This window comes from Paraburkholderia piptadeniae (assembly GCF_900007165.1).
GTDB classification, from domain to species: domain Bacteria; phylum Pseudomonadota; class Gammaproteobacteria; order Burkholderiales; family Burkholderiaceae; genus Paraburkholderia; species Paraburkholderia piptadeniae.
Window position 1 is genome coordinate 88,760 of record NZ_CYGY02000070.1, and the last position, 11,197, is coordinate 99,956.

Annotated in this window: 9 protein-coding genes; 4 read left to right on the top strand and 5 right to left on the bottom strand. The window is 63.9% G+C overall.

The genetic code is table 11. The features are described 5' to 3' along the window. Nucleotides 1–231: 231 nt before the first annotated feature. Nucleotides 232–2,199, bottom strand: a complete 1,968-nt coding sequence (mnmC, locus tag BN2476_RS33985; RefSeq protein ID WP_087738574.1) for a bifunctional tRNA (5-methylaminomethyl-2-thiouridine)(34)-methyltransferase MnmC2/FAD-dependent 5-carboxymethylaminomethyl-2-thiouridine(34) oxidoreductase MnmC1 — start codon at nt 2,197–2,199, stop codon at nt 232–234. 490 nt (nt 2,200–2,689) lie between these two features. On the opposite strand from mnmC, the gene BN2476_RS33990 reads away from it, so the two are divergent. After that, nucleotides 2,690–2,968, top strand: coding sequence for an HU family DNA-binding protein (locus tag BN2476_RS33990; RefSeq protein ID WP_007581741.1), 279 nt, complete (start codon nt 2,690–2,692; stop codon nt 2,966–2,968). On the opposite strand, the gene BN2476_RS47065 is transcribed toward BN2476_RS33990, so the two are convergent. From BN2476_RS47065 to BN2476_RS34000, 3 genes are all read right to left on the bottom strand, one after another. Beyond that, nucleotides 2,955–3,116 (bottom strand): hypothetical protein, encoded by a 162-nt coding sequence (locus BN2476_RS47065; protein ID WP_162497901.1) that lies wholly within the window; start codon nt 3,114–3,116, stop codon nt 2,955–2,957. The genes BN2476_RS33990 and BN2476_RS47065 overlap by 14 nt on opposite strands. After that, nucleotides 3,055–4,329, bottom strand: a complete 1,275-nt coding sequence (locus BN2476_RS33995; protein WP_087738575.1) for a GTP-binding protein — start codon at nt 4,327–4,329, stop codon at nt 3,055–3,057. Before BN2476_RS33995 ends, BN2476_RS47065 begins: the two co-directional genes overlap by 62 nt. 112 nt (nt 4,330–4,441) lie before the next feature. After that, on the bottom strand, nt 4,442–4,945 hold the full coding sequence (locus BN2476_RS34000) for a lytic transglycosylase domain-containing protein (protein ID WP_160111808.1): 504 nt from the start codon (nt 4,943–4,945) through the stop codon (nt 4,442–4,444). Between the two features lie 518 nt (nt 4,946–5,463). Here BN2476_RS34000 and gspD point away from each other — a divergent pair. Genes gspD through gspF form a run of 3 tightly spaced genes read left to right on the top strand, consistent with a single transcriptional unit; the run spans nt 5,464 to nt 10,662 of the window. Continuing rightward, the gene (gspD, locus tag BN2476_RS34005) at nt 5,464–7,902 is read left to right on the top strand and encodes a type II secretion system secretin GspD (RefSeq protein ID WP_087738576.1); all 2,439 of its coding nucleotides are present in this window, start codon (nt 5,464–5,466) and stop codon (nt 7,900–7,902) included. Beyond that, nucleotides 7,899–9,440: a type II secretion system ATPase GspE gene (gene gspE / locus BN2476_RS34010; RefSeq protein WP_087738577.1), complete on the top strand. Its 1,542-nt coding sequence runs from the start codon at nt 7,899–7,901 to the stop codon at nt 9,438–9,440. The genes gspD and gspE overlap by 4 nt, the downstream gene beginning before the upstream one ends. A 4-nt stretch (nt 9,441–9,444) precedes the next feature. After that, entirely contained in the window at nt 9,445–10,662 is a 1,218-nt protein-coding gene (gene gspF, locus BN2476_RS34015; protein ID WP_087738578.1) for a type II secretion system inner membrane protein GspF, read from the top strand. 70 nt (nt 10,663–10,732) lie between these two features. On the opposite strand, the gene BN2476_RS34020 is transcribed toward gspF, so the two are convergent. Next, nucleotides 10,733–11,143 carry a type II secretion system protein N gene (locus BN2476_RS34020; RefSeq protein WP_087738590.1) on the bottom strand — a complete coding sequence of 137 codons (411 nt, stop codon included), beginning with the start codon at nt 11,141–11,143 and terminating at the stop codon, nt 10,733–10,735. Between the last annotated feature and the right edge of the window lie 54 nt (nt 11,144–11,197).

The window sequence follows — 11,197 nt, forward strand, 5'->3', positions numbered from 1 at the left end:
ATTTCTGTGGACAAGCCGGGTTTACCGAAACGAATCAGCGTCTTGCCGAACGCATAACCGGATGTGTTTGATGTGCGCGCCGGATAGGCTTCAGCGGATAACTTTTCGCGCAATTTGGGTAGCGTTCGAGTTACCCCGTTTACGTCCACATCGATTCCACATGAGTTTCGCGTGCAATTCTCCCGGTTATCCACAGACCGCCGCGGATAACTTTTCGACGGGAATGAAAGATCAGCGCGCGGTCCCCTGGCGCAGCGCGCGCAACAGAAAGCGCGCGGGGTCGAGGGCTTCCGCGAGCTCGCGCTCGACCGGCCAGGGCTCGCCCTCGATCTGCGACGCGATCAGTTCGGCGCCGAGCGACGCCCATATCAGTCCGCGCGAGCCGAACGCAAATGCGCCATAGAGTCCCGGTGTACGCGGCAGATCGAGTGGCCATGCGCCGCGCAGTTTGTCGGCGTCGTCGATAGCGGCCGATTCGTCGGCGAACATGCCGATCATCGGCAAGCGATCGCTCGCCACACAGCGAAAGCCGACGCGCCCGTCCAGCGACGCCTGCCGGGCGGTATCGATCGCTTCGCCCATCTCGGGCAGCAGGCGCGCGATGCGCTCGATGTTTTCGATGTGCGCGTCGGCGCGCAAGGCAGTGTCGGGATCGTCGATGTCGTAGCTCGCGCCCGTCAGCGTGACGCCGTTGGGTAGCGGCACCGCGTATCCCTCGCCGATCACCGGTACGCGCAGCGCTTTCTCCGCGCTCCCGGGCAGCAGCGTCAATTGGCCGCGCACGCTGCGCGTCGGCGCATGCCGCAAGCCGGCGACACGCGCCGCTTCGTGCGCATTGGCAAAGATGACGACTGGTGCGCTGGCGATCGCGGCGCCGTCGGCACCGAGCACGATCCACTGGTTGCCCATGCGTTCGATGCGCGCCACTTCGACATTGAAGCGCCGCTCGAGTAACGCTTGCGACGCGTCGCACTGCGCCGCGCACAGCGACGCAGGCGAGATCCAGCCGCCATGCGGAAAGAACCAGCCGCCTCGCGCAACGCGCATGTTGGCGATTCGCTGCGCATCGTCGGAGGAAACGGGTGTCACGTAGTCCTGTGGATAGGCGAACGCGGCAAACGCGCGAGCCATCGCCAACGCTTCGTCTTCATCGGCGGCGATTTGCAGAAGTCCTTCAGGACCACGCATAGGACGATGACCGCGCCGCTCGAGCGACGACCAATGTCGCAGTGCATAGAGGAAACCGGCGCGTGTGATGCGCGAACCGACGCTATCGTCGCGGGACATCATCGGATGAAACACGCCGGCGGGATTGCCCGATGCATCGCGGGCGATTCCCGGATGCCGTTCGAGCGACGTCACGCGCCAGCCGCGCGCAGTCAGACGCTCGATCGCGGCGCAACCCGCGAGTCCCGTGCCGATGACGATCGCATGCCGTTCATCGGCTGCAAGCGGCAGCGGCGGCTCGTGACGCCGTACGCGATAGCGCGGCGCAAAGCGTCCGACGAGCATCGCCCGCTTCCATCCGAAACCGTCGACCTTGCGATACTCGAAGCCGGCCTGTTGCAGCCCGCGCTTCACGTCGCCCGCGCTCGTATAAGTGGCGAAGGTTGCCTGATCGCCGGCGAGGCGCGCGAGCGACTTGAAGATCGCGGGCGTCCATAGCTCGGGATTCCTGACGGGCGAAAAGCCATCCAGATAGAACGCATCGGCGCGCAGCCAGAGCGAGTGCAGCGTCTGCGCGGCATCGCCGAAGACGAGCGTGAGCGTCACGCAACCGTCTTCGAATTCGAGCCGATGGACGCCGGGCACGAGTGTCGGCCACGCATCGGCGAGCTGCCGGGCGAGCGGTGCAATCGATGTATCAGCAACGGCTGGCGCGCTTGCCGCGATCAGATCGGCTGACGAGAACGGATGCTTTTCCGTCGAGACGAAGTGCAGCCGCTCGCAGCGATCGGGGTCCGCGCGCCATGCGGCCCACGTCGCGAGAAAGTTGATGCCGATGCCGAAGCCCGTCTCCAGCACGGTAAAGAGCCGCCGCTTTTGCCAGCGCTCAGGCAGATCGTTGCCCTTGAGAAAGACATATTCCGCCTGCTCAAGCGCGCCGACCGCGCTGTGATAGATGTCTTCGTAGCGCGGGGAATACGGCGTGCCGTTGTCGCGAAAGGCAAGAACGGCGGGGACGAGCGGCTCGGTCATGCGCGATGAAATGCAGTGCGGAAGAATGTATTCGCGAGGTATCCGGGAGAAGTCCGGGTGTCGGCGAACGTGCTCATGAACGCTGATCGCGACGCAGGAAGCCGAGGCCAACACCCGTTAAAGCCCGTCCAGACGCCGCCTGGAGGCCGTTCCAAGCCGGCCGAACGTTGGCAAAAACCAACGCTGACGGGGCTTTGAGCGCTGCCAATAGCGTCTATTCGAGGCGCTCGAAGTCAAAAAAGCTGCTTTCCATGCTGTATAAGGCATTGCAGCGTGTAATTCTTCGAAACCCTTATCCAGATTGGGTTTGCGCTGCGCTATCATAGCAAGCGCCGCGAGGGAAGCGGCAGCACGGTGCTCTGCGCGGTGCCTGGCGTGCCGCGGGAGTGCGGGGTATTCCCGAGCCGTCGCTGCTCGACGGCGCGGCGCGCGCACGTATAATCGGCGCGTTCGCGCTGTTCGTGTCAACCTAAACCAGAAAGGAACCTTAATGAACAAACAGGAACTGATCGACGCCGTCGCAGGTCAGACGGGCGCCAGCAAGGCTCAAACCGGCGAAACGCTGGACACGCTGCTTGAAGTCATCAAGAAGGCTGTGGCGAAGGGTGATGCAGTCCAGTTGATCGGCTTCGGCAGCTTCGGTTCGGGCAAGCGCGCAGCACGTACGGGCCGCAACCCGAAGACGGGCGAAACCATCAAGATTCCGGCCGCGAAGACCGTCAAGTTCACGGCTGGCAAGGCGTTCAAGGACGCAGTCAACAAGCGCTAAGCATCAGCGCCTGATTTGTTGACACCCGCCATTGGCGGGTTTTTTTTCGTCTTCGCTTCGCGATGACGGGCGTCAGTCGATCATGCTCAATGATGGTGGTGATGACCGTCGTCATCGTGATGGTGATGATGCGCATGATCGTGGTCATGATCATGTTCGTCGTCGTCGAGATCCCAGGCGGGGAACGGGTCCGGCAGTCGTCGCCAGCCTTCCGCGCCCAATGCGTATTCGGCGTCCGTCAACAGGCACGCATCGAACTTTGCGCGCCACTTCGCCGGTTCGATATCGACGCCGATCAGCACCAGCTCCTGGCGACGGTCGCCGATCGTGAAGTCGTCGGCGTCGCCATACCAGTCGGCCGCGATCTCTTCCAGCAGTTCGTCGTCCCCTTCGGGCCATTCGCTGCGATCCTGCGCGGCCCACCATGTTCCCGCGGGCACGGGACGGCATGCGCCGCCCGCCTGCGACAGCGAACCGCCGATGTCGTCGCGCGTCGCGAGCCAGAAGAAGCCCTTGCCGCGCAGCACGCCCGTCCATTCCTCGTGAAGCAGCGCCCATAGACGCCCCGGATGAAACGGCCGCCGCGCGCGATAGACGACGTGCCCGACGCCTTTGCCGTCGCCCGCTTCCTGATGACTGAGCGGATCGTGAAGCAACGCGAGCCAGCCCGCTGCATTCGACGTTGCGTCGTAATCGAAGCGCCCCGTATCGACCACTTCGTCGATGGGTGCGTTGCCGTAGCTGCTGGCGATCTGCGCCGCGCGCGGATTGAGCGCGGCGAGGATCGCTTGCAGATGCGCGAGATCGTCGGCGGAAACGAGGTCTGCCTTGTTGATCACGAGCACGTCGCAGAACTCGATCTGTTCGATCAGCACCTCGACGATCGTTCGATCATCGTGTTCATGGACGGCGATGCCGCGCTCGGACAGCGCATCCGTCGATGCATAGTCGCGCAGAAAATTCGCTGCATCGACAACCGTCACGGCAGTATCGACACGCAAGCGCGCGGCCAGCGATTCGTCCTCGATGATCGACTCGACGAGATCCATCGGTTCGTCGATACCCGATGCTTCGATCACGACGGCATCGAAGCGATCAGTCGCCGACGCGAGTTCCAGCATCTGTTCGAGCAGATCTTCTCCGGCTTGCACGCAGACACAGCCGTTCGGCAGTTCGATGCGCGATGCCGTGGAAGACACGGGCGCCGCGTTGTCGATATCGACACGAACGTCAGCAAGATCGGCGACGATCGCCGCGACGCGCGGGCCGCCGCGATTCGAGAGAATCTGATCGACGAGCGCGGTCTTGCCGGCGCCCAGAAAACCGGAGATCACGGTGATGGGCAAAAGCGGCTGATTCATTGTGGTGCGAAAAACTTGAAGGTGAAAGACGCATGCGCCGGTCGAGCGTCAGACAGCGGACGTCGGACTCAAACGGAAGCTAGCCGGCAGCAGCACGAAGCCGCATTGTGCATCAATTGGCGCGGGACCGATGCGTGTCGTTGTCCGCGGTGACGGATGTGCGTGCCCGGCTATTTTCGGGGGGCATCAGGTTCCACTTGCGAAGTATCGCAACGATTTGCCTCGCGTACTCGTCGCGCAGCGATGGCGTTTCGGAATGGTAAGCACCGACGGCCGCCCATGTATTGCCGTACTTGTTCATCTTCTGCCGCAGATGCCACGCGGCGATGTACACGTTCTTGCACGGCTCCATCAGCGTGCCCTGCGAGATGCCGTACTGCGCAAGCGTGGGCAGATGCACGGAGTTGATCTGCATGACGCCGTAGTCGGTCGAGCCGTTGGCGTTCTTGTGCACGGCGGCGGGACGGTTATGCGATTCCTGCCAGGCGATGGCCCGCAGGATCAGCGGATTGACCTTCTGATAATTAGCGGCCTCGTCGAAGCAGTCCGCGCGCGCAGACCCTGCGCCCAGCAGCGCGGCGAGTCCAACGGCGACGGTGAGTGAGGACGGCTTCATCGGTCAAGATGGCGAATTATGTCGGTGTGCGAACGGAAAAAACGGTAAAGACGACTCGAGACCCTTATCCGGCGGGCCTGCATTCGGGAAAACCCGCTAAGCATGTTATGCTCGAATGACTGAATCCGCCCGTATCATACCGGCTGGATATGTCGCGTTAAAGTTGGCCAACCGACATAAGGCAGTAAATTGCGGCCAAAGGGAAACCGTGTGTAACAACGCGCGGTGCGAGTCACAAACTTTCAAGAACGTAACGAAGCACGCAATCGGACGATAGTCTGATCTGAATCGTTAGAGGAATCTCACGCGCCTTTCGGTTTTTGTGACATTTCCGACACGAAAAGCTGTTACTGTTCATTGTTTTCGGTTACAGGGAAGCAAGGCGTACCTGGCATTCACTGCTGTGGGAGCGTCGTGTCAGACCGAGGACGACACTGTGTCGGCCGGTCGTCCACTGTGCATGATCGTCGGCGGATCACACCGTCGACTTCGAAATCCTATCCATGAGAAGAAATCGTATGGCATTGCGTCGCGTGGCGACAGCGCTGCTGGTCGCTGGCATGATCACCGCGCACACTGCACACGCACAGGTGACGCTCAATTTCGTCAACGCGGACATCGATCAGGTGGCCAAGGCGATTGGCGCGGCAACGGGCAAGACGATCATCGTCGACCCGCGCGTGAAGGGGCAGCTGAATCTCGTCTCTGAGAATCCCGTCCCTGAAGATCAGGCGTTGAAGACTTTGCAATCCGCGCTGCGGATGCAGGGCTTTTCGCTGGTGCAGGATCACGGCGTGCTGAAGGTGGTGCCCGAAGCGGACGCGAAGCTGCAGGGCGTGCCGACCTACGTCGGCAATGCGCCCGCGGCGCGCGGCGATCAGGTCGTCACGCAGGTCTTCCAGCTGAAGAACGAATCGGCGAACAACCTGCTGCCCGTGCTGCGTCCGCTCATCTCGCCGAACAACACGGTCGCCGCGTATCCGTCGAACAACACGATCGTTGTCACCGACTACGCGGATAACGTGCGCCGCATCGCGCAGATCATCGCGGGCGTCGATACGGCGGCGGGCCAGCAAGTACAGGTCGTGCCGCTGAAAAACGGGAACGCGATCGACGTCGCGACGCAGATGTCGAAGATGCTCGACCCCGGCTCGATCGGCAATACGGATGCGACGCTCAAGGTCTCCGTGCAGGCCGACCCACGCACGAATTCGCTGCTGCTGCGCGCATCGAACGCAGCGCGCCTCGCGGCGGCGAAGTCGCTCGCGAAGCAGCTCGATGCGGCGACGGGGCAGCCTGGCAACATCCACGTCGTGCAGTTGCGCAACGCGGACGCCGTGCGTCTCGGGAAGACGCTGCGCGGCATGCTCGGCAAGGGCGGCGGCGAAACGTCGTCGTCGGGCGGCGGCAATGCCGCGAACACGTTCAACCAGGGCAACACGAGCTCGTCGACGGGCACCTCGGGCCAGCCCCCGCTGCCGGGCGGCTCGCTCGGCGGCTCGTCGTCATCGTCGATGGGCGGCAATCCGCTCGGCGGCGGCGGCGCCTATGGCGGCCAGGGCAACAAGGACGCCGCGTTCCTCGGCGAAAAGGAAGGCGGCGGCGGTGGCGGCGGCGAGGAGAACCAGCCCGGCGGCATGATCCAGGCCGATGCGGCGACGAACTCGCTGATCATCACCGCGTCCGACCCCGTCTACCGCAACCTGCGCAGCGTGATCGACCAACTCGATTCGCGCCGCGCGCAGGTCTACATCGAGGCGCTGATCGTCGAGCTGTCGGCGACGTCGAGCGCAAATCTCGGCATCCAGTGGCAGGGCGCGCTGCTGTCGAACGGCGGCAACAACGGCCTGTACGGCAGTTCGAACTTCAATTCGAACGGCAGCCAGGGCATCGTGAACCTGACCGCGCAGGGCGCGATCATTGCGAACAATCCGGCTGCGGCGCTCGCGACAACGGGCACGAACCTGCTGAACAATGGCCTGAACGTGGGCCTGCTGCACCGCTTCGGCAATGTGTTCGGTCTGGGCGGCCTGCTGCAGGCGCTGTCGCAATCGAGTGACGCGAACATCCTGTCGACGCCTAATCTGATCACGCTCGACAACGAAGAAGCGAAGATCGTCGTCGGCTCGAACGTGCCTGTCGTGACGGGTTCGTACGCGACGCCGACCGCGAACGCCGCGACGTCCGTGACCGCGTTCAATACGTTCGATCGTCAGGACGTCGGTATCGTGCTGCACGTGAAGCCGCAGATCACCGACGGCGGCATCATCAAGCTGCAAATCTATTCGGAAGACTCATCCGTCGATCCGACTTCGACGAACAATCCGGGCGGCGTGACGATCATCAAGCGCTCGGTGCAGTCGACGGTGCTGTCCGACGATGGCGAGATCATCGTGCTGGGCGGCCTGATGCAGGACAACTACTCGAACGGCAACAGCAAGGTGCCGCTGCTCGGCGACATCCCGTGGCTGGGCCAGCTGTTCCGCTCGGAAAACAAGACGCGCACGAAGACCAACGTGATGGTGTTCCTGCGCCCGGTGATCGTGCGCGATCAGGCGACCAGTTCGTCGATTGCGCTGAGCCGTTATGACTATCTGCGCGCGCAGCAAGGCGACTATCAGACGGACAATAACCTGATCCGCGACAAGAACATACCGATGCTGCCACCCGCGCCGCCGGGACCGAACGAAGGCGGCGTGCCCGCGCAAAATCTGCTCGACTACAACAACATGACGCGCCGGCCGCAGGCGCCAAATGGTGCGAGCGATGTGAACGGTCCGAATGGCGCGAAAGGGACAAACGGTACGAACGGCGTGAACGGCACCAACGGCGCGAATGGTGTAAACAGCATGAACGGCACGAACACCGCGAACGGTGCCAATGGCACGAGCGGAACGCCGGGCACGCCAGGTGCTGCAACCCAGGGCACGATTGCCTCACCCGGAGCAAGACCGTGAGCACGACGCCGCTTTCCGGGCCGCACGCCGCCGCTACGACGGAAGGCGTACGCGACGCACCGGAAACAACCGCTCAACCAGCGCGCGAAGCGCCCTCTCCGCTCGCCGCGCGGCTCGTACCGTACGGCTTCGCGAAGAGCGGCCAGATTCTCGTCGCGCATCAGCACGCCGATACGATCGAAGTGTGGATCAGCGAGCGCACGAGTCAGGCCGCGCTAGCCGAAGTCGCGCGCAATTTCGGCGCGGTATCGGTCGTGCGCACGAACGCGGACGAACTCGCGCAGGCGATCAACCAGGCGTATGCGCGCCAGGACGGCAGCGCGGCGCAGGTGGTCGGCGAAGTGGAAGGCGAAGTCGATCTGTCGCGTCTAATGCAGGACATTCCCGAAGTGGAAGACCTGCTGGAATCCGAAGACGACGCGCCGATCATCCGTATGATCAACGCGCTGCTCACGCAGGCCGCGCGCGAGCAGGCATCGGATATTCACATCGAGCCGTTCGAAAATGCATCGGTGGTGCGTTTTCGCGTCGACGGCACGCTGCGTGATGTCGTGCGTCCGAAGAAGGCGCTGCACGGCGCGCTGATTTCGCGGATCAAGATCATGGCGCAGCTCGATATCGCCGAGAAGCGTCTGCCTCAGGATGGCCGCATCACGCTGCGCGTCGGCGGACGGCCTGTCGACGTGCGCGTCTCGACGCTGCCGACGGGCCACGGCGAACGCGCGGTGCTGCGTCTGCTGGAAAAAGACGCACAGCGTCTGAATCTCGAAGCGCTCGGCATGGCGCCCGATACGCTCGCGCAGTTCGACAAGCTGATTTCGCGTCCGCACGGCATCGTGCTCGTCACGGGCCCGACGGGTTCGGGCAAGACGACGACGCTCTACGCGTCGATGTCGCGGCTCGAAACGGCGACGACGAACATCATGACCGTCGAAGATCCGATCGAATACGACCTGTCCGGCATCGGGCAGACGCAGGTGAACGAGCGCATCGGCATGACATTCGCCCGCGCGCTGCGTTCGATTCTGCGTCAGGACCCGGACATCATCATGATCGGCGAGATCCGCGACCTCGAAACGGCGCAGATCGCGGTGCAGGCCTCGCTGACGGGCCACCTCGTACTCGCGACGCTGCACACGAACGATGCCGCGTCGGCCGTGACGCGTCTGACGGATATGGGCGTCGAGCCCTATCTGCTCGCGTCGTCGCTGCTGGGCGTGCTCGCGCAGCGTCTCGTGCGGCGTCTGTGTCCCGTGTGCAAGGAAGAGCGCGAAGAAGAAGGCGGGCGCAAGGTGTGGCACCCGGTCGGCTGCGACAAGTGCGGGCATTCGGGGTACGCGGGGCGTCGCGGCGTGTATGAACTCCTCAACGTCGACGAGTCCATCCGCACGCTGGTTCACCGCAATGCCGCCGACGCCGAAATTGCCGAAGCGGGTCACAAGCAGGGCATGCGCACGTTGCGCGAGGACGGCGAGCGCTGGCTCGCATCGGGCATGACGTCGCTCGAAGAAGTGATACGCGTGACGGGCGGAGCCTGAGCCCATGCCCGCATTCCGCTTCGAAGCAATCGACGCCGCAGGCAAGGCGCAAAAAGGTGTGCTCGACGCCGACAGCGCGCGCGGCGCGCGCACGCAGTTGCGCACGCAAGGGCTCACGCCGCTCGTCGTCGAACCGGCCGCGACGCGCACGCGCGGCGAGCGCAGCCAGCGTCTGTCGCTGGGCCGCAAGCTCTCGCAGCGCGAGCAGGCGATTCTCACGCGGCAACTCGCAAGCCTGCTGATCGCAGGCCTGCCGCTCGACGAAGCGCTCGCCGTGCTCACCGAGCAGTCGGAGCGCGACTACATCCGCGAACTGATGGCGGCGATCCGAGCCGAAGTGCTCGGCGGCCATTCGCTCGCCAACGCGCTGTCGCAGCATCCGAAGGATTTCCCCGAGATCTATCGCGCGCTCGTCGCAGCGGGCGAACATACGGGCAAGCTCGGACTCGTGCTGTCGCGCCTTGCCGATTACATCGAGCAGCGCAACGCGCTCAAGCAGAAGATCATCCTCGCGTTCACGTATCCGACCATCGTGACAATCATCGCGTTCGGCATCGTCACGTTCCTGCTGAGCTACGTGGTGCCGCAGGTCGTGAACGTATTCGCGAGCACGAAGCAGCAGCTGCCCATTCTCACCGTCATGATGATGGCGCTCTCGGGCTTCGTGCGGAACTGGTGGTGGGCCGTGCTGATCGCAGTCGTGGTCGTCGTCTATGTGGTGCGTTCGATACTCGCGCAGCCGGCGCCGCGCCTCGCGTTCGACCGCTGGACGCTAACGGCTCCCCTCTTCGGCAAGCTCGTGCGCGGCTATAACACGGTGCGCTTCGCGAGCACGCTCGGCATCCTGACGGCAGCGGGCGTGCCGATCCTGCGCGCGTTGCAAGCCGCAAGCGAAACGCTCAGCAACCGCGCGATGCGCGGCAACATCGACGATGCGATCGTGCGCGTGCGCGAAGGCACGTCGCTGTCGCGCGCGCTCGGTAACACGAAGACGTTTCCGGCCGTGCTCGTGCACCTGATCCGCTCGGGCGAAGCGACGGGCGACGTCACGACGATGCTCGACCGCGCGGCCGAAGGCGAAGCGCGCGAACTCGAGCGGCGCACGATGTTCCTGACGAGCCTGCTGGAGCCGCTGCTGATCCTGGCGATGGGTGGCGTGGTGCTGGTGATCGTGCTGGCCGTGATGCTGCCGATCATCGAGCTGAACAACCTGGTGCAGTGACGACGGGTGTCACGCCGACAGCACGGCGCGCTGTATCGAAGCGTCGCGCCGCCACCGCAGCGGGATGAAATCAGCGCACGTAGATGGTCGGGCCGGGCGCGTTCGCGGGCAGGAACACTTCGGAGCGCGCGCCGTTGCGATCGATGATGATCGAGCGGGCGCGCACTTCGGCGAGCTTCGCGCCCTGCATGATCGTGCTGCCGAGCGAGACGGCATGCGGCGGCTCGCCGCCCGTGCTGACGATCGCAGCGGCCCCCTCGCCCAGCGCGAGGATGCCGGACAGGTGGATGTCCTGGTTCGCGGTGCGCGTCAGCTGGCCGCCGAACAGCGTCGCCGCCTGCTCCGTGGAAATGGGCGCGCGCACGGCGGCTGCGGGCACGGGCGGCGCATGCGACGTGAGCGTGACGACCCAGTAGGTGAGCGTCGCGCAGAACACCGCGAACAGTGCGAGCGAAATGAGGCGGATCTGGAGTGCGTTCATGCGTGTCATTGTACGGACTCTCGTGAATTTTGCGGCGTGCCGAAAGCCTTCAGC

Bases quoted from the DNA above. Each gene is read 5' to 3' on its own strand.
- gspD (WP_087738576.1), top strand. From the start codon at position 5,464: ATGGCATTGCGTCGCGTGGCGACAGCGCTGCTGGTCGCTGGCATGATC.
- BN2476_RS34020 (WP_087738590.1), bottom strand. From the start codon at position 11,143: ATGAACGCACTCCAGATCCGCCTCATTTCGCTCGCACTGTTCGCGGTG.
- BN2476_RS34000 (WP_160111808.1), bottom strand. From the start codon at position 4,945: ATGAAGCCGTCCTCACTCACCGTCGCCGTTGGACTCGCCGCGCTGCTG.
- mnmC (WP_087738574.1), bottom strand. From the start codon at position 2,199: ATGACCGAGCCGCTCGTCCCCGCCGTTCTTGCCTTTCGCGACAACGGC.
- BN2476_RS33995 (WP_087738575.1), bottom strand. From the start codon at position 4,329: ATGAATCAGCCGCTTTTGCCCATCACCGTGATCTCCGGTTTTCTGGGC.
- BN2476_RS33990 (WP_007581741.1), top strand. From the start codon at position 2,690: ATGAACAAACAGGAACTGATCGACGCCGTCGCAGGTCAGACGGGCGCC.
- BN2476_RS47065 (WP_162497901.1), bottom strand. From the start codon at position 3,116: ATGACCACGATCATGCGCATCATCACCATCACGATGACGACGGTCATC.
- gspF (WP_087738578.1), top strand. From the start codon at position 9,445: ATGCCCGCATTCCGCTTCGAAGCAATCGACGCCGCAGGCAAGGCGCAA.